This window comes from Haliscomenobacter sp. (assembly GCF_965225875.1).
Lineage (GTDB): Bacteria > Bacteroidota > Bacteroidia > Chitinophagales > Saprospiraceae > Haliscomenobacter.
In genome coordinates, this window is sequence record NZ_CBDDBS010000002.1 from 1,643,746 (window position 1) to 1,664,790 (window position 21,045).

Sequence of the window (21,045 nt, forward strand, 5' to 3'; positions counted from 1 at the left end):
GGTGAATATCGAAGATAAAGAGATTTTGGAAAAGGGCTAAAATTCAACCCGATATCCTAAAACGGGGATGATTCCGGCCAAGTAGCTGTACTGGATTTTTCCAGTTGCGGCGTTGAAACTTTGCCGAACAGGGTTAGGATGATTGGTCGCATTTTGAACGCCCAGGATGGTACTTCCCGTAAGGTGTGGATATTGCACCCGCCATTCCATTTGAACATCCAGGCGGTGAAAAGCAGGTAGTTTCTCGTCATAAATACGGGTAGGGATGGTGATGGTACGCCCTTGTTGGCGAGATTTCAACAAATCAATCGGTACGACCCGTTGGCCTCCTGCGTGAGAATAGCGTAGGTCCAACCCCAGAGCGGAGGGGTTGCGGCGCTTTTTGAAAGTCCATTCTTTACCGATTAAAAAAGTAGCTGCAGTATTGGCATTGAAGCGGGTATTGCGCCACTGCCCATCTGAGGCCAGGTAAGTAGATTCAAACAGGCTCAAACTGGCCAGCAGGTAAAATTGATCGGTCCAGTAGCGTTCCAGTGTAAGTTCCAGGCCGTAGTTTTTTCCCCTGCCCTCGTTCTCCAACGCATCAATGGTGAAGTCATCGTCCATGTTCAACAGACTGAAATTGGTAGCCCGCCCGGCAGTAATGGGGGCTTTAAACAACCATTGATAATAGAGCTCAGTTTTGAGGTTCCAATTGGGCACGAATTGCCAATTGTGCGCCAGAACAAGGTGGTGCGCCCGCGTAAATCCCATATTTTTATTGACCAAAACGGTATCCTTGCCCCGAATGACGCGGGCAAAGTAGTTGCCCAGCGGTTGTATTTGTGAATGAAGCCCATATCCCAATGCCAAACTTTGCTTGGACGACAGCGCCCAGGTCCAGGCCGCCCGAGGATCCAGGGCTGTTTTGTGGTTGAGGTAAAGGTGCTGGACATGTGCACCCAAGAGTAGCGATAAACGTTCGGAAAAACGCACCTTGCCTTGTGCAAAAGCATTGAGTAAGTGGGTTTTTCCCTGATTTTTGATCCGATCAGTCAATTTGCCACTCACTAGTTCACGCTGGCGCAATGCAAAACTTTTGACACTGTTGTACGCGCCAAATCGAAGCGAAAAATAGGGGCTAAATTTGTGGTTTGCGACAATTGAAAAAGTGATGTTTTGTTCAGCAAAGCGGTTATCCCGGGTAAAAATAAGCGGCTGAGTGGCGCGCTCATAACGCGAGTCTTCCTCCCGGTAGGCGTAGCCATTGAGTGCAACAATACTTTTGATGGCTGTTTTTTTACCTAGCAACAAGTTGTGGGTCAGCCCGATGGCTCCGGTGTTGGAAGCATCCAGTCGACCAAAGCGCCGATCCCCATCTATTTTCCACAAATTGGAGTCGGGCACAGCGGCAATAGCCTGTTGACTAAGCCCTCCAAAACCAAAGAGGCTGAATTGCCCCAGTTTTTTGGTGGGCAGGCTGATGTTGAAAGACAGATCTTGAAACTCAGTAGGCGCGTCGCCCACATTTAAGCCTAGTTTTTGAATGAGCGATAAAAAGCCATAACGATAGTTAATCAAATAAGATCCCGCGTATCCTTTTTTAAAAGGGCCTTCAGTTGCCACATCTACCCCAATAATGCTGGCTGCCAGGGTGTGCTCCCGTTTTTCATTGTTACCTTTACGCAGTTTGATGTCGAATACACCCGCCAGTGCATTGCCGTATTCAGCGGGGAAAGCCCCGGTGAAAAAGTCCGAATTACTCAGCAACTGGGCACTTAGAATGGAGATTCCTCCACCAGAGGTGCCCACCCGGGCGAAGTGGTTGGGATTGGGTACATCTACTCCTTCCATGCGCCACAACAGCCCATTTGGCGCATTGCCCCTGATGACAAGGGCGTTGCCATCGCCGCCGGAGCTGTTTACACCCGCAAAAGCAGTGGCCATTCGGGCGGGGTCGTATAAGCTGGCGGCAAAACGGCGGGTTTCTTCCACACTGAATTGGCGGGCACTGACTGCAGCAAATTCGTTGAGCGCCTTGGTTTTGTCTGATTTTGCACGAATCGTAACGGTATTGGTTTGTTGAATGTCTTCTTCCAACTCAATATTCAATAGGGTTTCTTTGCCTGATTCTACGGAAATGTTGTTGAGGTACAGGTCTTTGTAACCCACGAAACTCACTTTTAAATTATGACGACCAATGGGTACTGCTTCAATGCGGAATTGGCCCTCAGCATTGGAACTGGTGCCCAGGTTTGGGCTCAATGAAAGTAAAACAATGTTGGCCCCTTCCAATGGCGCCTTCAACGTGGCATCAGCAATACTTCCTCGAATAACCTGTATTTGGGTTGATTGTCCGGAAGCTAATGTTAGAACGGGAACAAAGTAAATCAGCAATAGCATTTTGATCAATTGCATCCCAGCACTTCGAATCATTAAATTATTCACAGGCTTAACAACGGTTCTTCTTTCCAAAATACAGATATTTATGCCCTCAAATTAAAAAAAATGGCAGCATTTATCTTTGATATGGATGGTACGATGGTGGACAACATGATGGTACACCACCGCGCCTGGCAAATAAAACTGGCTGAATTGGGCCTAAAAATGGAATTGGAGGAAGTTCGACAAACGATTCATGGCAAAAATGAGGAGATTTTGGCCAAACTTTTCGGGGATCGCTTTACCCCAGAAGAATTTAAACGCATCTCCTGGGAAAAAGAAAATGCCTACCGCCGTCAGTTCATTTCGGAATTAAAATTAATCGACGGATTACCCGATTTTTTACAAAAAGTCCATTCCAAAGGTATCCCGATGGGGGTAGGTACTGCGGCACCTGCCGAAAATGTCAATTTCGTGCTGGATAACATCTACGGGTTGCGCAATTATTTCCAAACTGTGGTCCATGCAGGAATGGTCAGCAAAGGCAAACCCGACCCCCAGGTTTTTCAAATGGTGGCTCAGGGCATGGGAGTGCCTATTGAAGAATGCCTGATTTTTGAAGATTCACCTACTGGCGTGGAAACGGCGCATCGGGCCGGATGTCAGGTGGTCGTGGTGACCACCACCCACAGCAAGGAAGAATTTGAACGTTTCCCCAACGTGTTGCGCTTTATTGACAACTACCTCCATTTAGACGATTTATTGTGGCAATAAAGCTTCTTTTAGCACTCGAATGGCTTAAAAGCATGAAAATCAACGATGAACAACCAAAACACCCCGTTTTGCTGCGTATTTCTATTGTTTGACTACGGTTTATCGAAATATTTTTCCTTAGCTTCCATAAAATGAAAAAAATTTCGTCCTTCGCGTGACTTTTTGAGGTAGGCACGTCAAAAAAAGCGTACACATTGATGAATGTGTGTTTTTGACACAATGGACGGCAGTAAAAGTCAACTTTAGAAATTTTTTTAGCAAGAAACAAAAAAAAATTACACTAAAGTGTGACTTTAAAAAAAGCCTTCGTCAAAAAGACAAATAAGCGAAAAAGCAAAGGCTTGATTAGCTTAGAGATAGACTTAAGTTTTTCATGATAGGTTATGGGTTTAGGTGTTATGGATGGGGAGGATTTTAATTTCTCCCCTTCTTTTTAAACTTGCCCGAGTGAAGAGTGAGCGATGAAAACTTCGGACTATCCAAATTGACATTGCATAAGAAAATGAGTTTTTTCATGAGATAGGGTTTTTAGTGCTTAGTGGGGGAGAAATTCCCCCTTTTTTTCCTACTCTGATCACAACTCTACGAATTTGTAATATGGGTTTTAGGTGTTTTTCGAGGGGGAGTTTTTTACTCCCCTTACTTTAAAAACCGCTCAAAACCGAAGATATAATGCACGTTCACGGGTTTAGAATACCTTTCCCGTGATTTGTTTTGCAAGGTTTTCATGATATGAATATGGGTTTTAGGTGTTTTTATGGGAAGTCACTCGGCTTCCCTTTTTTATTTCCACTCTTTTGCTTATTTTCTCAGCCGATTTTAAACTTGCTCTTCAGCTTTCAACTCTTGCCACATGATGATCGAATTGTTTTTTGCCGTATTGGGGGCCCTGTTTTCAGTGGTCAATCCCTTGGGAGCAGTGCCAGTGTTTTTGGCGATGACCCCAAATTACACGCCCGTGGAGCGCAACCAAACCGCGCGCAGTACGGGGATCTATTTCACCATCATTTTATTGGGTTTCTTTTTTGCCGGAACGCTTATCCTTGAGTTCTTTGGCATCCGCATCAGTGCCATGCGCATTGCCGGGGGCGTCATGATTTTGAGTTCTGGTTATGGTTTGATCAGTGGTAAATTTGCCGAAAACCGGGCAGTGAATAAAGAGGTGGAAGAAGAGGCGCTCCAAAGGCAGGATATTTCTTTTGCCCCCTTGGCCATGCCCTTACTATCCGGTCCGGGTTCAATTTCTTACCTCATTACCCAATACAATGAGAACCCCAGCTGGGAAGCACACCTGGTGGTCGCAGCCGTAATCGTCTTTTTGGGCGTTTTGGTGTATTTGATCTTGCGCTCAGCGCCCTACCTGTATCGACTGTTGGGCGAAGCAGGATTGAATGCGTTGTCCCGCATTATGGGCTTCATTGTAATGTCTTTGGGGGTTCAATACATCATTTTTGGCATCATCCAATTGGTTGAAGGGATGAAGTAAATATATGTCGGGGCAGCGCACCGTAGAGACGCACGGCCGTGCGTCTCTACAACCCGCAATCATTCAATATTTTTTGTGTTGCCCCGATTTTGTCTTGCACTCGAATGAAATAAAAAACGGTCTAACGCTGTATGGCATAAACTTCCTCTCCGCGGTGCAACACTTTTTTAAGTTTGCCCTCTTGCTCCATGCCGATTAAAATTGGCTTTATGGTTTCGGGGCTCACCCCAAGGGCTTTACAAATGGATTCCATTTTTTGCATAGGGTATTTTGCAAAGGTAGCGGCTATTTTTTCTTGAGGGCTGCGGTTGTCTACGGCAGGAAAATCTTCGAATACATTACGCGATTTTAAATCTTCGGGGGCCAATTCCGGAATGTTTTCCGGCTCTGGGATGACTTGTGCCGGATCCGGAATCTGGGTATCTATGATCATGTCGGTTTTGTCGGCAGTTTCATTGATTTTTTCTCCCTGCTCCTGCACAGCTTCACTGGTGCGATCAACTTTTTCCTGCAAGTTTTGAAGTACTCGGCTGGATAAACCCTCTAAGAAACGCGCCGAATAAAAAGCGGCTAGAACGCAACAACCGGCGTAGATGAAATAATTGAGGGTATCTCCTTTGGTGTCGTTCAGGATATTGCTGTCCACCACTTTTAAAAACAAAGGGATGGCAATAGTGGCGACCAAACCCATCAACAAACTGCGCATAAAATTGCGCTCTTCTTTAGGGGCGTTGAGGTAATTGGCGGTGCCGCCCAATATACCCGTTATTGCCATGATGCCAAGCAGGGTAAGGACATAGTGCCAATCCATGGAAGATGCCGCTGGGGAGTTGTCAACAGGCGGCTGAATGCGGGCTAAAGAATCGGTAATGCTTTGGGAAATAGAATCGGCTATGCTTTGACGTAAGGAGTCTACCAATAAAGACAAAGAATCTGGCATGGCTTGAAGGTTTAAGTGTTTTTTTACGAATATAGCAGGAAAAATGATAAGTAGCTTTCCTTGAACACTTATTTATGCAGTGGCAATTGTCCCCGTGCTGACTATAACACCTTTCACCCTAATTTTTCCTACCGAATTCTAAAAAAAACTGCTGGGAGGTTTGCATACTAAACAAAAAAGTCACATTTTTGTAAAAGTTCTATACAGGCCATTCCCCTTAGGTCTGCTCAAATACGTGTCAAACGAATCAAGTCTCGGAACGACTGTTGTTTATAAAACAGTTGAAAGATCAAGTAACCGAATAAGTATGTGAAGGCCTTTTACTTTTGATGACTTTTTGCGTCAAAAGAAAAGATTACAAAGAAGCAGAATTTGTAGTCGAGGGTGCAACTGAAAACAACCATGAACAAAACCTACTGGCATTGTAATCATTACAAGTGCTGTGTAGAGAGTTAAACACGTAAACATGAGAAAACTAATTCTTGCGATCATTTTTTTAGGTTCCATTGTTGTCGCAGGATCCGCACAAGAGTTCCAAATCGCCTGTACCAATGGGTATAACAACAACAACACCTTCTGTTGTGGTTACACCAAAGCCAATCAAGCCAATGTGGGCGTGATCAAGTTTCCGAATTTTGCCCCCCCTCTCAACGTTGGAGTTGTGTACACCTGGTATGCAATCCATCCGGATGGCCCCAAAACCTGGGATACGCCAGTCTCTGCACGGATGGTACCTCTGCCTTGGTCAGGAGAGTATCAGGTTTTTGTGATGATCCATTTTATTGACAAAACAACCTTGCGTAGAGTGAGCAGTTATCGATCCAATACGGTAACTGTAAAGGCTTTGGCCTGTGAGGAAACCAAAGAAGCAGGAACACATTAAAACTTAATCTAGCTACAAGCAAAACAGTATCGCGGGAGCACAGGGGCGATGAAAAAATAAGTGTTCATTTTTGCCCAACTAAATAGTGCATTCGCGATACTGTTTTTATTTTCCCAACCAACGTTTAAACTCACTCGCTTTTTCCTTGCTGATGATTACATCATTTAGCTCGGCTGCCGGTTGGAGTTTCAATTGTAACTTGCCATTGAAATAGGGATTGATCATTTTAATGGCCCGTGCGTGGACGATGTAGCTTCGATTGGCTCTGAAAAACCACTGCGGGTCCAGCATAGTACCCAGTTCTTCCAGGGTATAATCCACTACAAAGCGCTGATTGTCCCAGGTGCGCAAAAAACTGATTTTACTATCTGTATGGAACCAGGCAATTTCTTCCACTTCGATGGCTTGTAATTTTTGCCCCTGCTTGACCAAAAAACGTTTGCGGTATTCCTGGGGTGCTTGAAACTGATGGATACTGGCAATGAGCTTTTCCACGTTCACCTGGGTTTGGGGTTCCCCGTAAGTAGTTCTGAGGCGCTTCAATTTGGCTAGGCTTTGTTCCAATTCCTCTTTGCGAATCGGCTTCAGCAAATAATCCACACTATTCACTTTAAAGGCACTGAGGGCATATTCATCGTAGGAGGTGGTGAAAATCACGGGCACTTGTACATCAATTTGCCTAAAAATTTCAAAACACTGCCCATCTGCCAACTCAATATCCAGCAACAAGAGATCGGGTGCCGGATGGTTTTGCAACCACCATACCGCGGATTTCACGGTTTCGACATGCCCCAGGATTTCGATGGTCTCGTCAATTTCGTGGAGTAGTTTGATCAAACGTTCGAGCCCCAAACGTTCGTCCTCCACTATGAATATTTTCAGGGATGATTCCAGTTTCATGCTGTTTACAATTGGGGAATGAGTGAATCCCTTTTGATCAAAGGCAACAATACCGTGAAATGCTCGCCATCATCAATCACCTCTACATCAGGATAACCCAGAAGACGGTAACGGGCCATGATGTTGGCCAGTCCGATTTTTTCAGAATAAGTAGTGATGATGCGTTTTTGCAGGTTGTTGCTCACCTTTAAACGCCCCCTTTCGATGCTGATGCTCAATTGGAGCGGGTTTTCACTGGACACTTCATTGTGTTTTACCGCGTTTTCGACCAGCAATTGGAGGGTGAGCGGCGGGATACGATATTCCCAAAACTCCGGGGCTACATCAATCTGAACTTGTAGGGCAGCGCCAAAACGAGTCAACAACAAATGCAAATAGGAGTGGATAAAATTGAGTTCACGTTGTAGGGTACTCAACTCATCCCGACTGTTGTGCAACAAATAGCGGTATACCTGACTCATTTCCTGCACAAAAAGCTCCGCTTTCTCCGGGTCTTGCCCAATCAGGGAACTGAGACTATTCAAGCTGTTGAATAAAAAATGTGGATTGACTTGTTGTTTCAGGCTATCGTATTGCGCCAAAAGATTGAGCCGCAGCAAATCCTCCTTTTCCTTCTCGGTTTTTTGCAATTGCTCATACTGGTACACCGCCTCGCTCAAGCCAATTACAAACATCCCAATGGCCATTGACTGAAAAAAAGAAGCCACCAGTGCCAGAGGAACAAAAGCGACGATTTTTTGCCCTTGCAACCAACTTTGGCCTGCATCCGAAAAAACCATCAGCAAAGTCACCAAGGGTACCGCAATAAACAAGCTGGCCAGGATGCGTTGGCGGGTCAAAGTTAATCCCGGCGCCACCCGTTGCATGACCACCGCAATGCCATAAAAAACGGAAAAATGGGTGAGTATGGCTACTGAGGTGGTCAGGATATACACCAACCGCCAGGAAATACTGGTTTGGGTATCCTGCAAAATGGTAAAGGTATTGGAACCAATAAAGGCCAGAGCCACTGCAAATAAGATAAACCAACGGTATTGCTTTTTCATCAGTAGGCATTGAGCTGCAAAAATACAGCAGATCGGGTGGCTCAACAACGAAACCATACCTGGAAAAGCAAGAATGCCTACTCAAGCTGCTTTTTTCCTTTCTCAAGCTGCTTTTTAAAATTTTTGATCCAAAAAACGCTCCAAAACCCTTTCAGGATTTCGCTTGGCGACTTGAGGCCAAAAATCGGCGGTTTAAGTCTGCTTGCCCTTTCCTGCCAATGGATCCCCCTGCAGTTTTGTCTCAGTATTCGCAATCAATTACACTTAAAACTGTTGACAAAATGAAGGATCTATTTTTTCATCACCACCTGCTCAGGATGCTTTTTTTGCTGATGCTGGGTGGAACTTTGAAGGCTCAAAGCAACTCCAAAACCAGCTTTGATCTGAGTGTGGGGGTGCATGCGTTCTTTTTGCCGGGGCTCAAGGCCAAGTTTACTGCACCCAAACCCATGGTTATGTTGGGGCTTTATCGAGGGCTGGGGGAAAAACAAAACCTGCAAGCGGGCGTCACCCTGGGGTATCAGCACAATCCCTACCAGGGAAATGGGCTTTTTGCACAAACTCAAATCCGCTATGAGCCTACCATTGGCAAAAGTATTCAGCCCAGCATTGGTACCGGGATTGGGTATCAATTGGTGTATTACCCTTCAACTTCCCTGGAATGGAATGGAGAATCCTGGGCGCAGGGAAAAAAATTCAAAGGCGTAGTACAAGTGCCGCTGCGTTTAGCTCTGGGATTTAAAGGAATTGCTTCGGGTAGTGGCCATTTCACCCCATACCTGGCTTATCAAACCAATCTGCTTTTTGGTTACAGCCCCGATCTCAGCCCATTTCCGGTAGGTGCCCTGGTTGGCGGTTTCAAATTTTCACCCAAACACAAATAATTCAAACACATGAGAACGATCGTTATCCTGGGCTTGCTCCTGCTGGGCCTGAGCACCTGGAGTTGTGACAAAGACATTTACAGCACGGAGGTAGCGGAGGTCAATGGAACCATCCCCGTCAATCCTCAGCACCCACTGGCTGATTCACTCAAGGCAATTGCCCAACGCAATGTAAACAAAGGTATCCCTGGTGTACAAATCATGGTCAAAAGCCCGGCGGGCTGGTACGTTGTGAATGCTGGCTACGCCAAAATTGAAGACAAAAAACCAATGCAAGACCGCATGGTGGCCTGGGTATACAGCATCAGTAAGACCTATACGGCGGCACTGGTGATGAAAATGAAAGAACGAGGCAAGCTGAGTTTGGATAGTTCCATCCAGCGCTATTTGCCTGCTTACATTACTAATCGTTTGCCGCAGGCTAAAAACATTACGGTGCGGATGTTGCTCAACCATACTTCCGGGCTTAAAAATTTCACCGCTTCGCCAGGCTTCTTTTTGGAGCAATTCAACCGCCCCTTGCGCCAGCCTAGCATTGCTGAACAATTGGAATACCTCTACGACGAAAAGCCAATCTTTGAACCGGGTACCGATTTTTATTACTCCAACGCCAATTACCTGCTCTTGACCTTGATGCTGGAACAAGTGAGTGGAAAAACCTGGGGGGAATTGTTGCATGCTGAAATTCTTCAACCCCTGGAATTGAAGGATACTTATTATCCAGTTACGGAGCAACAGGTACAAACCCTGGGTTTCCCAAACTATTACTTTGAACGCTTCAACAACGGTGTTTTGGAAAATTGCACCCAGTGGAACCACGCCATTGCCTACAATCTGGTAGGATACGGCGGGATTGCTGCTAATGGCCGCGACGTGATCCGTTTTATGGAGGCATTGGTAGAAGGAAAAGTGGTCAGCCAGGAATCGCTTCAGGAAATGCGAAACTGGATCAAAGGCAAACAATCCACGGAGGCTGAATATGGTCTGGGGTTGGAGTATTTCGAGTATGAAAAAGGAGTACCCACTTATGGTCACGAGGGGGATAACCTGGGCGCAACCACCGAAGTATTGTACATCCCTTCGAAACAAACCTACATTTTCATCAGCATCAATGCGGGGCGGCAATTGTTCGGGCAGTACTTGTTCCGCACCACCGACTTCAAGCGGGAGTTGTGTGGGTTTGTTTCCAGATTCTAGGTATTTCCAGAAACTCATTTATTCACATTAGGCATTTTTCACCGCAGAGTTAATGGAGTACACGCAGAGTTTCGCGGAGTTTTTTAGTTGTAAGGAGTTTGCGACCTGCGGTGGCTGGAGTTAGGGCTCCGGGAAAATCTTGCTTAAGATCAAGCGTAATGGATTTGATAACGACTAAGGAACCCAGCCTTAGTAAAAGGCGACCTCTGAGGCCTCTTGGCACCGCAGGTGCCCTAAAAAACTCTGTGAAACTCTGCGTGTACTCTGTGAAACTCTGCGATAAATAAAATGCCTAATGTGAGTTATTTAGATTTTTTAGATTCTATCCTCAATGTTCAACCGGCTTCGAAAACTACCCAGTTAATGCTCCCAGTCTTTTGCCCAAAATCTTTTGTTTTTTTCTGCAAAAACAGAAACCCACAACCTGTTCAGGGTGAAAATTAAATTTTTCGTCAACCCAATAATAGGTCTGCTGATTTTTCTACCTTTATTTCTCTACCTACACCGGGCAAAAGAACAAGTATAGATGAACAAACAACAAACATTAGCACTGCTGATACTGCTTTGGAGTAGTATGCTCAACTCTTCTCTTTTTGCTCAAGATCGGGCACTGTTGACTTTTACGGTTGCAAGTGGTGATTTTGAGCGCCAGAATAGCCCCGTCAGTTTAAATCTGGATGGTGTTGCCCTCCCAGCCAGTACTTATCAACTCCTGGAATTAACCCCAAAAGGCAAAGTGCCTGTTCCTTTTCAGTTGGAACAAGGGCCAACAAAACAATTGTGCTGGATTTTAACGGGGGCGACTCCGGCCGGAACCAAGCGGGTATTTGAACTACGCACGGGCACGGCCAATGCGGCGGCGGCACCCATCGTCGCCATTCGGGAAAAAGGAGCCGTCGTTTTTCAACGCAAACAACGCAACCTCTTGCGCTACCAATACGCCGAAGCCAATGTGCCCGAAGGTAAATCCGAGCTTTTTCGCCGTGGTGGCTTCATCCATCCACTGTGGTCGCCGAAAGGAGAGGTCTTGACCCGCGTTCAGCCTCCCGATCACATCCACCATTACGGCATTTGGAACCCCTGGACCAGTACGGTTTTTGAGGGCCGCAAACTGGATTTTTGGAACCTGTACAAGGGGGAAGGCACCGTAAAAGTGCCCTCTTTGCCCGCAGTTACCCAAGGGCCTGTGTTGGGGACCCTCAGCACGCGCCATGAACACATTGATTTAACTGCCCCAAGTCCCACTGGTTCCAGGGCTGCTCTGGAGGAAGAATGGAACATCAAGGTTTGGAATGCCGGTGTGGATGATGGCCCCCAAGTGGTAGATTTTCAATCCATTCTCCATTGCGCCAGCGACAGCGTTTTTACCATCAAAGCGTATACTTACCAAGGTTTTGGGTTTCGGGCTACCGAAAAGTGGGACGATAAAACCGCCCGCTTGTTGACCTCCGAAGGCAAAGGAAAAGGTGATGGCAATGGCACCCGCGCCCGCTGGATCGATGCCCGTGGAGTATCGAGCTTCGGCAAATCGGGCATCCTATTCATGACTCACCCTTTGAACCACAACTACCCTGAACAACTGCGCCTTTGGGCAACCGGAGCCAATCAGGGTAAGGAGAATGTTTTCCTCAATTTTAACCCCGCCCAGGAACAGGACTGGGTGCTCCAACCCGGCAAAGCCTATACTCTGAACTACCGTATGTTGGTTTACGACGGTGAAATCAGCCCGGAACAAATGGAGAAATACTGGCAAGATTACGCGCACCCTCCTCAGGTCGAAATCATCCTGCGCCAACTCGACACCAATAAAAAAGTGCTGCTGTACACCAAAAACGGCAAGGGCTATGTGCATGACAACATCGCCAGCTCGATAGTAGCCATCCGTAAATTGGGCGCCGAAAACGGCTTTAGTGTGGATACCAGCAGCAATCCCGCCCTCATTACCGAGGCCAACCTTAACAAGTACCACGCGATTATCCTTTCGAATACCAACAACGAAACTTTTGATACGGAAGCGCAAAAACTGGCTTTCCAGCGCTACATCCAGGCAGGTGGCGGTATGGTGGCCATTCACTCTGCTTCGGGATCGGAGCGGCAATGGCCCTGGTTTTGGCGCACCCTCGGTGGCAAATTCAAACGCCATCCGCCGCTACAAAAATTTGAAATTCAGGTGATCGATCCTCAACATCCGTCTACCTTGCACTTACCCAGTACCTGGGCCTGGGAAGATGAATGTTACTACCTTGAACACCTGTATCCGGGCAAACATGTACTGCTTGCCGCGAACATGAATACCGTTGTTGATGACAAAAAAGGGGAATACCCGGGCATTACTTTCGGGAAACTCTTTCCACTCTGCTGGTCAGAAGAACAGGGCCTGGGACGTACCTGGTACACTGCACTTGGGCACAAAAAAGAATACTACTCGGATCCAACTTTTACGACTCACTTGCTGGGTGGCATTCTGTGGGTGCTGGACGGCAGTGATAAGTTGGACTACAGCAAGGCGACAGATAAACTCATTACGGAATAAAAGTTGAAAACATGAGTCATTCCGAATTTTTGGGATAACAAACCGCGGATGCGGTTGAATTTTTTGCTCAATTGAGTTCAACCACTGCCGTGGTTGCCGCCAATTTGACCCAACTAGTTACCCCGGACGACCGGGGCTATTCAAAATTCAATCGCTCCGCGATTAGGTTTATGCCCGATTTTGACTTTTCAAAAACTCGGGATGACTCATGTTCCTCAACCCCTTAACCTACAACCATGCAAAATCACAAAAAACGCGGCATGTCCCGCCGCGAATACCTCAAAACCACCATCACTGGCTCGCTCGGCATGATGGTGTTGCCTACCATTGTACCTGCTTCGGTCTTGGGCAAAAATGCACCCAGCAATAAAATTCAAATTGGTCAGATTGGTTTTGGACGAATAGCTATGGGGCACGACCTGCCAGATACCATGCGCTTTGACCAGGCCAGGGTAATGGCGGTGTGTGATGTGGACAGCAAGCGCAAGGAATTTGGCAAAGAATGGATTGAAAAATGGTACACCGATAAGAAAAAAACCAGCGTCAATGTTAAAATGTACGACGATTACCGCCAAATGCTCATGGATCCAGAGATCGATGCAGTGATCGTCAGTACACCCGACCATTGGCATGCTCAACCAGCGATTGAGGCTGCATACGCTGGCAAACACATCTACCTGCAAAAACCAGCTGCATTGACCATCGCCGAAGGGCGCAGCATGAGTGATGCCGTCCACAAATCGGGCGTGGTTTTTCAAATTGGTAGCCAGCAGCGCTCTCAGAACCCCTGGCCGCAATTCAAAAGGGCCTGTGAACTGGTGCGCAATGGCCGCATTGGGAAATTGCATACCGTAAAAATTGGCTTGCCGGGCGACCCCGGGGGTGAAGTGGAGCCAGAAATGCCCATCCCGAAAACCCTGAACTACGACATGTGGCTGGGCTCTACGCCTTATGTGTATTACACCGAAAAAAGAGTACACCCACAAGTGGGATTTGACCGTCCGGGCTGGTTGCGTTGTGAACAATTCGGAGCGGGAATGATCACGGGTTGGGGCGCGCACCACATCGACACCGCGCACTGGGGGATGGGCACGGAACATACGGGGCCAATCGAAATCAAGGCGGATGCGAAGTTTCCAACCAGTGGGCTTTGGAATGTACACGGCGACTTTTTGGCCGAAGCAAAATATGCCAATGGGGTAAACATGCAAGTCAGCGGTGCATTCCCGAACGGGGTCCGTTTTGAAGGCAGCGAAGGCTGGATTTTTGTATCAAGGGGCAATGTGGGCGTAACGGCCAGTGATCCAGGTAATGCCAAAAACTCGGATGCCTTTAGTGCCAGCGATGCCAAAATTTTGCAATCGATCATCAAACCTGAGGAAATTCACCTGTACAATTCCCCAGATCAGCACGGCAACTGGTTGGATTGTATTCAAAATGGTCAACAAACCATTGCTCCGGTGGAGGTGGCCCACCGTTCCACCTCGGCTTGTTTGCTCATTCACGCGGCCATGAAATTGAAACGCACCCTCCATTGGGACCCAATTCATGAACGCTTCAAAAATGACGATGAGGCGAATGCGATGTTGGCTCGGCCACAGCGTTTTCCATTTGGGACGGAATATGTGAAATAACTCATGTTACGCATTTAGCAGCTTCGCTGCTTTTTTGTAACCGCGACGACGCGACGGCGCGACGATCCATTTGGCTGCGCCAAATGATCGTTGCAAAAGTGTGCGAAGCACATGTAACGTCGCGCCGTCGCGTCGTCGCGGTTACAAAATATTTGGCGCAGCCAAATCAAAAAAATGTTGCCTTTGCTAAAGAACTAGATAAATGAAAAAAATGCACAAATCACTCCTTTTCCTCCTCCTCGCTGGCCTTTGCGCCTGTTCCAATTCTCAAACCCAAGAGCAAACCAGTAGCATGAAACTCAGTGGTGCCGCCAACGAAATCAAGCTGATGACCCTCGATCCCGGGCATTTCCATGCGGCCTTGGTGCAAAAAAACAATTACACCCAAGTTGATTCAACAGTGTATGTGTACGCACCGGATGGACCCGAGTTAAAAGCCCACCTGGCGCGCATCGACAGTTACAACAAACGCCCGGAAAATCCTACTCATTGGAATTCCAAGGTCTACAAGGGCACTGATTACTTGGCTAAAATGCTCAGTGAAAAGCCTGGAAACGTAGTGGTGATCTCCGGCAACAATGCCCAGAAAACCCATTACATCCAATCCTGCATCGACGCCGGGTTAAACGTACTGGCCGATAAACCCATGGCCATCAAACCCGCAGATTTTCAGCGCCTCAAACAGCTTTTTCCCCTGGCAGAAAAAAAAGGCGTGTTGCTCTACGACATCATGACCGAGCGCTACGAGATCAGTACCATCCTGCAACGGGAGCTTTCTCAAATGCCGGACCTGTTTGGAACCCTTGAGAAAGGGACGCCGGATAACCCCGCCATTACCAAGGAAAGTGTACACCATTTTTTCAAATTTGTATCTGGTGCGCCACTGATCCGCCCAGCCTGGTTTTTTGATGTGGAGCAGCAAGGCGAAGGGGTGGTAGACGTATCGACTCACCTAGTGGATTTGGTGCTCTGGGAATGTTTCCCCGAACAAAGCATCAGTTATACCAAAGACATTCAGTTGCAGGCTGCCAAACGCAGTGCTACGGAGCTGAGCAGGGATCAATTCAAACAGGTAACCGCCCTACCCGGTTTCCCCGGTTTTTTGAAAAAAGACCTGACCAAGGACTCAACCGTAAAAGTGTTTGCCAATGGTGAAACCCATTTTAGTGTCAAAGGTGTCCACGCCAAAGTATCGGTGATCTGGAACTTCCAGGCCCCCGAAGGCGCCGGTGATACCCACTTTTCCATCATGCGGGGCACCAAAGCCAATCTCGTAATCCGGCAAGGCGCGGCAGAAAAATACAAGCCCATCCTCTATGTTGAGCCACTTCCCAATGTAGATCGTGCTGCTGCTGAGGCTGCTTTAAAAACAGCTATCAATACCCTGAACAACGGTCAATTCAAAGGTTTGGGCTACGAGGCCAACGGAAAAGGTTGGAAAATCATCATTCCCGAGTCTTATAGCGTTGGCCATGAGGCACATTTTGCTCAGGTAACCGAAAAATATTTGCAATATTTGACTCAAGGCAAATTGCCCGAGTGGGAAGTACCCAATATGCTGGCGAAGTACTACGTTACGACAAAGGCATATGAGTTGAGTAGAGACAAATAAAACCACAATGCTCAAAAAAATCGCTGCGCTGGGGCTGGCTATCTTTGGCTTATCGCTGAAAAGCTGTATTCCTGATGGCTTAAAAAGTGGATACCAGATTGAAGACAATCAAGTGGTGTTTTACCACGGATTTCCAGCTTCGCGTCAAGTGATCGGACAGGCTGACCCCAAAAGTTTCAAATCGATAAAAGACGAATACGGCAAGGATAAAAACCATGTGTTTTATTACGGGAAAATCATCCCTCAAGCCGACCCTGCTTCTTTCAAACATCTGGCTGGGGCTTATTCCAAAGACAAAAACTATGGGTTTACCCGCGATGAAATCATTAGCCATGATGGGGCTCATTTTGAAATTGTACCCAATCCCAATGAAAAGCCGGGTAATGTGACCGCCGAAGGGATTGTATATGCCCGCGATCGGGAAAAAGTTTTTAGAGATAATGTTCCCGTAGCTGGAGCTGATCCTGCCACTTTTGAATTTGTACCCATGTTCAACGGGAATTACCTAGCCAGGGATCGTTACCATGTTTTTTGGCATGATCAGCCCTTGGAAGGTGCCGATGGTGAAACTTTTAAAGCGGTAAGCGAATTCCATTTTAAGGATAAAAACAAGGCCTGGTGCTTATCCCTCGGGCGTGAAACGGCTTGGGTGCCGATGACGGGAGTTGATGTGCCAACTTTTGTAGGTCTAAAAAGGTTATATGCCAAAGACAAGAATCAGGTCTACTATGAAGATCGGGTAGTAGAGGGCGCAGATCTGGCTACCTTCGAAGAAACCGAAAATCATCAGGCCAAGGACAAAAACGGCACCTATCAATCGGGTAAAAAACAATAAACAATGGACCCTTTGGATTTAAACAATGCTTCCGAAACCCATCCACTTTTTCCCAGCGGGGAATGGGAAGGTTTTTACACCTACGCTCAAGGCCCAGGTGCAGAGCAATTCAAGATGTATTTTTCCCTCAATTTTGCCAACAATGAAGTCAGTGGTGGTGGAAGTGACAATATCGGGCCATTTGTTTGGAAGGGCATTTACGACACTCAGGGACTCTGGTGCAAAATGACCAAATACTACGCAACCCACACCGTTTTTTACGACGGTAATGTGGATGAAAATGGCATTTGGGGCACCTGGGAAATCACCCCAAGTATGACAGGAGGGTTCCACCTTTGGCCTAAAAAAAATGAAGAAACTGCACAGGTGGAGGCGGTGGATAGTTTGGTACTGGAGAATATTGTTAGGGTGCCGAGTACGGTGCCGAATTAATAGATTTGAGGCAGGTTAAAAATCAAGGATTTGCCCGCAAATCTAGAACCCCTCCCCGAAGGTTCCAAACCTTCGGGGAGGTAAAGCAGCGAACCAGTGCTTTGCTCGACCGCCCCGAAAGTCTAAAACTTTCGGGGCGGGGTTTTAGACAGTGCATATCCCTACTAATTATTTGATAATCTATCCGATACAAGCCAAACATTTGCCATGATCAGCCTCCAACGCCTAAACCAAGACACCAGCTGGAAAATTACAATCGCTAACCAAAACCTCCTCCTCGATCCCTGGCTCACCGGCACCGAGATCGATGGCTTTTCCTGGTTCAATGAGCAATGGCATGCCACGCCACCTGTAGCCATTGAGGCATTGGGAAGCATTGATCACATCATCATTTCTCAACCCTTTTCGGACCATTGTCACGAAAAAACACTAGCCTTACTTTCTCCGGAAATCCCGATTGCTGCCGTGCCCGCCGCGCGCAAAAGACTGGAAAAAACCTTTGGGCAAAGCTGGACATTCCAAACGATTCCTGATTACAAAAATGGCTTTTGGAGTTTGGGGGAGCTGCGCTTTGCGCAGTTTCGTACTGCCTCTTTATTTGACCAGGTGCACAATGCCCTATTGATCCTGAGCCCGGACGGGGAAAACATCTTTTATGCTCCACATGGCTTTGTACCCAACGCCAAACAAATCGCAATACTGAAACAATACCCGATTCATGTGCTCATCACTACCGTTTCGGAGTACCATTTGCCTTTTTTTCTGGGTGGAACGGTCAATTTAGGTTTGGGTGTTTTACAAAAATTGGCACAAATCCTGAATCCCCGACACATCATCAGCACCCACGATGAGCAAAAGTATGCCAAGGGTTTGGTGCCAAAAATTGCCCGTACTTTTTATCCGAGTGCAGCTGCGGTATTGGAAAAGCAGCCCAATTATGTCGCTGTGGCGGATTACAGTGTGGTTGAGTTGTAAGGCAAGCTTTTGGCACCTTTGATTAACACCTGAATACCTGGAACATGAAAATCTTATTCGCCCTCTTCCTCTGTATTGACGCCATCATTCTACTGATGTTGGGCCACGAAGCCTTTGTGGTGAAATCCAACAAAAGACGAATGTACCGCAGAAGGTTCAGTGCTTTACTTGGACTAACGGTGGCGGCCATTGTTTTGAGTTTTTATCGTTTTAACCTGGCTCTTTGGTTGGCAGGGGCACCTGCAATAGGGGTTTCACTTTTTGCATTGCTGTTCTTCATCGCCATGATTACGCACAAGGGGCCCTGGCATTAGCGACATTTTTTTCACAAAGAATACCCAAAGAAACACAGAGGACACAAAGGCGAGATTTTGACGAGGGTTGAATTGAAAAGTAGATTGTATCTTGGATTTAAAACCTTGTCAACGTCTAACTTTGTGTCCTTTGAGTCCTCGTTTTTTTCCTTTGTGATAAAAAAGAATGCCGCTTTGGGTTTTTAACCAACGACAACGCAACCAATATTCCACCATGATAAAACGAATCACTCTGCTCCTCCTCCTTGGACTGTGTTGCTGCCACATCAACGCCCAATCCAACAAAACCACCTACCTCTTCTCCTACTTTAAAGGCAACGGTGAAGACGGCCTCCACCTGGCCTGGAGCGCCGACGGCCTGAAATGGGAGTCACTCAAAAATGACCAATCTTTTTTACAACCTGTGGTGGGTATTTCCAAACTGATGCGCGACCCCTGCATCATTCAGGGCCCGGATGGTTTGTTTCACATGGTCTGGACAAGTGGCTGGACGGAGCGGGGCATTGGCTATGCCTTTTCACGGGATCTCATCACCTGGTCGGAACAACAGTACCTCAAGGTGATGGACCACGAACCTACCACAAAAAATACCTGGGCGCCAGAACTGTTTTACGACAAAGCCAGCAAACTATACATCATCTATTGGGCGAGCACCATTCCCGGGCGCTTTAGTGCGGGTGCCGAAGCAGGGGATGCCGGGTACAACCACCGCCTGTACTACACCACCACTAAAGATTTTAAGACCTTTACACCTACCCAGCTGTTTTACGACCAGAATTTCAATGTCATTGATGGCACCATCCAAAAAATTGGCAAGGAATACCTCCTCTTTTTGAAGGATGAAACCCGCAATCCAGCACAAAAGAATTTGCGCATTGCCCGCAGCACCCAATTGTTGAGTGGGTACAGCAAGGCGTCCGAACCCATCACGGGTAAATATTGGGCTGAAGGCCCTACCCTATTGCACATCAACAAAAACTGGATCGTGTATTTTGACAAGTACACCGAGCACAAATACGGCGCGGTCAGTTCCAGCGATTTAAAAACCTGGACGGATATTTCGGATCAGGTGAGTTTCCCAGCCGGGGTGCGGCATGGAACGATGTTTGCGGTGAAAACCAAGTGGTTCAATCAGGAGGTGAAGGCTAAATTGTGATAAAGTTTACCCATTCAAAGGTTGAAATTTGACAAGGGTCGTTACCCCTTCATCGTCCTGAATTTCTACCCGACCATTGAGTTGGATGGCCAACAATTGGATCAAACGACTGCCAAAACCAGTGCCACTTTCATTGCCTTGCTCCTGAATACCGAGCCCATTATCTGAAACCCGCAGACAATATTGTTGGTCATCCTCCAAAACCAGACTCACCTCAATTTTTCCTTCCCGGCCAGCTGAAAAAGCGTACTTCAGGGAGTTGGTAATCAGTTCATTGGCAATCAAACCCAATGGGATGGCCGTGTCCACATCCAGTTCCAGCTCGGACATCGGGAAATGCAGCTGTACCCGCCCCTCCATATTCCCATAGGTATCAAGCAGGGTTTGGGCCAGGGTTTCCAGGTAGTCTTTCATTTCTACGGTAGCCAGGTTTTTGTCCTGGTACAACTTTTGGTGGATGAGCGACATAGAGCGCACCCGGTTCTGGCTTTCCTGCACGGCCTTGAGGGCTGCGGGGTCGCTGATGGTGGCAGATTGCAGGTTGAGCAAGCTGGAGATGGTTTGCAGGTTGTTTTTGACCCGGTGGTGGATTTCTTTGAGTAGGAGTTCGATTTCCTGGTTCTTTTTGGCGAGTTCCTGGGTGCGCAGGTTCAGTATGCTGTTTTCTTCAATAGCCTGGTAAGAGGTCTTGAAGTGCTCGACAAATTGGAGTGTTTTGGCCAGGGTGTTTTCAAAGTCATCAAAATCAATAGGCTTGCCGATGAAGTCAAATGCTCCACGATTCATCGCTTGCCGAATATTGGCCATGTCGCTGTAAGCTGAAATCATGACTGTGCGCAAAAGTGGATTGACATTGTTGATTTCGCGAAGCAGGCTGAGCCCATCCATTTCCGGCATGTTGATGTCGCTGAACACTATGTCGAGGTCGGGGTGTTCCTGGAGTCTGGAAAGGGCTTCAACGCCGTTTTTGGCGTAGACAAACTCGTATTGATTGTCCCGGATCTGACGCCGAAACTTGTTGCGGATGAGCAGCTCGATGTCTGCTTCATCATCTACGATCAATATTTTGCGCTTGTTGCTCAT

The 21,045-nt window shown here is 47.2% G+C and carries 18 protein-coding genes; 13 read left to right on the forward strand and 5 right to left on the reverse strand.

Features of this window, described 5'->3' with window-relative positions; genetic code table 11:
* Window positions 1-36: 36 nt before the first annotated feature.
* The gene (locus ACO08K_RS09345) at window positions 37-2,415 is read right to left on the reverse strand and encodes a TonB-dependent receptor (RefSeq protein WP_421796127.1); all 2,379 of its coding nucleotides are present in this window, start codon (window positions 2,413-2,415) and stop codon (window positions 37-39) included.
* A gap of 72 nt (window positions 2,416-2,487) precedes the next feature.
* Here ACO08K_RS09345 and ACO08K_RS09350 point away from each other — a divergent pair, with 72 nt between their 5' ends.
* Both ACO08K_RS09350 and ACO08K_RS09355 read left to right on the forward strand, forming a co-directional pair.
* Entirely contained in the window at window positions 2,488-3,135 is a 648-nt protein-coding gene (locus ACO08K_RS09350) for an HAD family hydrolase (RefSeq protein WP_421796128.1), read from the forward strand.
* 853 nt (window positions 3,136-3,988) lie between these two features.
* Window positions 3,989-4,621, forward strand: coding sequence for a MarC family NAAT transporter (locus ACO08K_RS09355; RefSeq protein ID WP_421796129.1), 633 nt, complete (start codon window positions 3,989-3,991; stop codon window positions 4,619-4,621).
* Window positions 4,622-4,742: 121 nt separating this feature from the next.
* On the opposite strand, the gene ACO08K_RS09360 is transcribed toward ACO08K_RS09355, so the two are convergent.
* Entirely contained in the window at window positions 4,743-5,561 is an 819-nt protein-coding gene (locus ACO08K_RS09360) for a YEATS-associated helix-containing protein (protein ID WP_421796130.1), read from the reverse strand.
* Between the two features lie 466 nt (window positions 5,562-6,027).
* On the opposite strand from ACO08K_RS09360, the gene ACO08K_RS09365 reads away from it, so the two are divergent.
* Window positions 6,028-6,444, forward strand: a complete 417-nt coding sequence (locus ACO08K_RS09365; protein WP_421796131.1) for a hypothetical protein — start codon at window positions 6,028-6,030, stop codon at window positions 6,442-6,444.
* 105 nt (window positions 6,445-6,549) lie between these two features.
* On the opposite strand, the gene ACO08K_RS09370 is transcribed toward ACO08K_RS09365, so the two are convergent.
* Window positions 6,550-7,344, reverse strand: a complete 795-nt coding sequence (locus ACO08K_RS09370; protein WP_421796132.1) for a LytR/AlgR family response regulator transcription factor — start codon at window positions 7,342-7,344, stop codon at window positions 6,550-6,552.
* Window positions 7,345-7,349: 5 nt separating this feature from the next.
* The gene (locus tag ACO08K_RS09375; RefSeq protein WP_421796133.1) at window positions 7,350-8,390 is read right to left on the reverse strand and encodes a sensor histidine kinase; all 1,041 of its coding nucleotides are present in this window, start codon (window positions 8,388-8,390) and stop codon (window positions 7,350-7,352) included.
* 281 nt (window positions 8,391-8,671) lie between these two features.
* Between ACO08K_RS09375 and ACO08K_RS09380 the strand changes: the two genes are divergently transcribed.
* The 10 genes from ACO08K_RS09380 to ACO08K_RS09425 all read left to right on the forward strand — a co-directional run bounded on the left by ACO08K_RS09380 (window position 8,672) and on the right by ACO08K_RS09425 (window position 19,962).
* Window positions 8,672-9,274, forward strand: a complete 603-nt coding sequence (locus ACO08K_RS09380; RefSeq protein ID WP_421796134.1) for a hypothetical protein — start codon at window positions 8,672-8,674, stop codon at window positions 9,272-9,274.
* A 9-nt stretch (window positions 9,275-9,283) separates the two neighbouring features.
* Entirely contained in the window at window positions 9,284-10,471 is a 1,188-nt protein-coding gene (locus tag ACO08K_RS09385; protein ID WP_421796135.1) for a serine hydrolase domain-containing protein, read from the forward strand.
* 526 nt (window positions 10,472-10,997) lie between these two features.
* Entirely contained in the window at window positions 10,998-13,004 is a 2,007-nt protein-coding gene (locus ACO08K_RS09390; protein ID WP_421796136.1) for a DUF6807 family protein, read from the forward strand.
* 236 nt (window positions 13,005-13,240) lie between these two features.
* Window positions 13,241-14,638, forward strand: a complete 1,398-nt coding sequence (locus tag ACO08K_RS09395) for a Gfo/Idh/MocA family protein (RefSeq protein ID WP_421796137.1) — start codon at window positions 13,241-13,243, stop codon at window positions 14,636-14,638.
* A 211-nt stretch (window positions 14,639-14,849) separates the two neighbouring features.
* The gene (locus ACO08K_RS09400) at window positions 14,850-16,250 is read left to right on the forward strand and encodes a putative oxidoreductase C-terminal domain-containing protein (RefSeq protein WP_421796138.1); all 1,401 of its coding nucleotides are present in this window, start codon (window positions 14,850-14,852) and stop codon (window positions 16,248-16,250) included.
* Between the two features lie 7 nt (window positions 16,251-16,257).
* Window positions 16,258-17,085, forward strand: a complete 828-nt coding sequence (locus ACO08K_RS09405; RefSeq protein ID WP_421796139.1) for a DKNYY domain-containing protein — start codon at window positions 16,258-16,260, stop codon at window positions 17,083-17,085.
* A gap of 3 nt (window positions 17,086-17,088) precedes the next feature.
* A complete protein-coding gene (locus ACO08K_RS09410; protein ID WP_421796140.1) occupies window positions 17,089-17,517 on the forward strand; it encodes a hypothetical protein in 429 nt (142 codons plus the stop codon).
* 207 nt (window positions 17,518-17,724) lie between these two features.
* Window positions 17,725-18,492: an MBL fold metallo-hydrolase gene (locus ACO08K_RS09415; protein ID WP_421796141.1), complete on the forward strand. Its 768-nt coding sequence runs from the start codon at window positions 17,725-17,727 to the stop codon at window positions 18,490-18,492.
* Between the two features lie 44 nt (window positions 18,493-18,536).
* The gene (locus ACO08K_RS09420) at window positions 18,537-18,806 is read left to right on the forward strand and encodes a hypothetical protein (RefSeq protein ID WP_421796142.1); all 270 of its coding nucleotides are present in this window, start codon (window positions 18,537-18,539) and stop codon (window positions 18,804-18,806) included.
* Between the two features lie 214 nt (window positions 18,807-19,020).
* The gene (locus tag ACO08K_RS09425) at window positions 19,021-19,962 is read left to right on the forward strand and encodes a glycoside hydrolase family 43 protein (protein WP_421796143.1); all 942 of its coding nucleotides are present in this window, start codon (window positions 19,021-19,023) and stop codon (window positions 19,960-19,962) included.
* Between the two features lie 6 nt (window positions 19,963-19,968).
* Here the strand turns inward: ACO08K_RS09425 and ACO08K_RS09430 are convergent, their stop codons facing one another.
* Window positions 19,969-21,045: a sensor histidine kinase gene (locus tag ACO08K_RS09430; protein ID WP_421796144.1), complete on the reverse strand. Its 1,077-nt coding sequence runs from the start codon at window positions 21,043-21,045 to the stop codon at window positions 19,969-19,971.

What these genes read in the sequence shown, in the direction of transcription:
- ACO08K_RS09345 (WP_421796127.1), bottom strand. Translation starts at nt 2,415, where the DNA reads ATGATTCGAAGTGCTGGGATGCAATTGATCAAAATGCTATTGCTGATT.
- ACO08K_RS09350 (WP_421796128.1), top strand. Translation starts at nt 2,488, where the DNA reads ATGGCAGCATTTATCTTTGATATGGATGGTACGATGGTGGACAACATG.
- ACO08K_RS09355 (WP_421796129.1), top strand. Translation starts at nt 3,989, where the DNA reads ATGATGATCGAATTGTTTTTTGCCGTATTGGGGGCCCTGTTTTCAGTG.
- ACO08K_RS09360 (WP_421796130.1), bottom strand. Translation starts at nt 5,561, where the DNA reads ATGCCAGATTCTTTGTCTTTATTGGTAGACTCCTTACGTCAAAGCATA.
- ACO08K_RS09365 (WP_421796131.1), top strand. Translation starts at nt 6,028, where the DNA reads ATGAGAAAACTAATTCTTGCGATCATTTTTTTAGGTTCCATTGTTGTC.
- ACO08K_RS09370 (WP_421796132.1), bottom strand. Translation starts at nt 7,344, where the DNA reads ATGAAACTGGAATCATCCCTGAAAATATTCATAGTGGAGGACGAACGT.
- ACO08K_RS09375 (WP_421796133.1), bottom strand. Translation starts at nt 8,390, where the DNA reads ATGAAAAAGCAATACCGTTGGTTTATCTTATTTGCAGTGGCTCTGGCC.
- ACO08K_RS09380 (WP_421796134.1), top strand. Translation starts at nt 8,672, where the DNA reads ATGAAGGATCTATTTTTTCATCACCACCTGCTCAGGATGCTTTTTTTG.
- ACO08K_RS09385 (WP_421796135.1), top strand. Translation starts at nt 9,284, where the DNA reads ATGAGAACGATCGTTATCCTGGGCTTGCTCCTGCTGGGCCTGAGCACC.
- ACO08K_RS09390 (WP_421796136.1), top strand. Translation starts at nt 10,998, where the DNA reads ATGAACAAACAACAAACATTAGCACTGCTGATACTGCTTTGGAGTAGT.
- ACO08K_RS09395 (WP_421796137.1), top strand. Translation starts at nt 13,241, where the DNA reads ATGCAAAATCACAAAAAACGCGGCATGTCCCGCCGCGAATACCTCAAA.
- ACO08K_RS09400 (WP_421796138.1), top strand. Translation starts at nt 14,850, where the DNA reads ATGCACAAATCACTCCTTTTCCTCCTCCTCGCTGGCCTTTGCGCCTGT.
- ACO08K_RS09405 (WP_421796139.1), top strand. Translation starts at nt 16,258, where the DNA reads ATGCTCAAAAAAATCGCTGCGCTGGGGCTGGCTATCTTTGGCTTATCG.
- ACO08K_RS09410 (WP_421796140.1), top strand. Translation starts at nt 17,089, where the DNA reads ATGGACCCTTTGGATTTAAACAATGCTTCCGAAACCCATCCACTTTTT.
- ACO08K_RS09415 (WP_421796141.1), top strand. Translation starts at nt 17,725, where the DNA reads ATGATCAGCCTCCAACGCCTAAACCAAGACACCAGCTGGAAAATTACA.
- ACO08K_RS09420 (WP_421796142.1), top strand. Translation starts at nt 18,537, where the DNA reads ATGAAAATCTTATTCGCCCTCTTCCTCTGTATTGACGCCATCATTCTA.
- ACO08K_RS09425 (WP_421796143.1), top strand. Translation starts at nt 19,021, where the DNA reads ATGATAAAACGAATCACTCTGCTCCTCCTCCTTGGACTGTGTTGCTGC.
- ACO08K_RS09430 (WP_421796144.1), bottom strand. Translation starts at nt 21,045, where the DNA reads ATGAGCAACAAGCGCAAAATATTGATCGTAGATGATGAAGCAGACATC.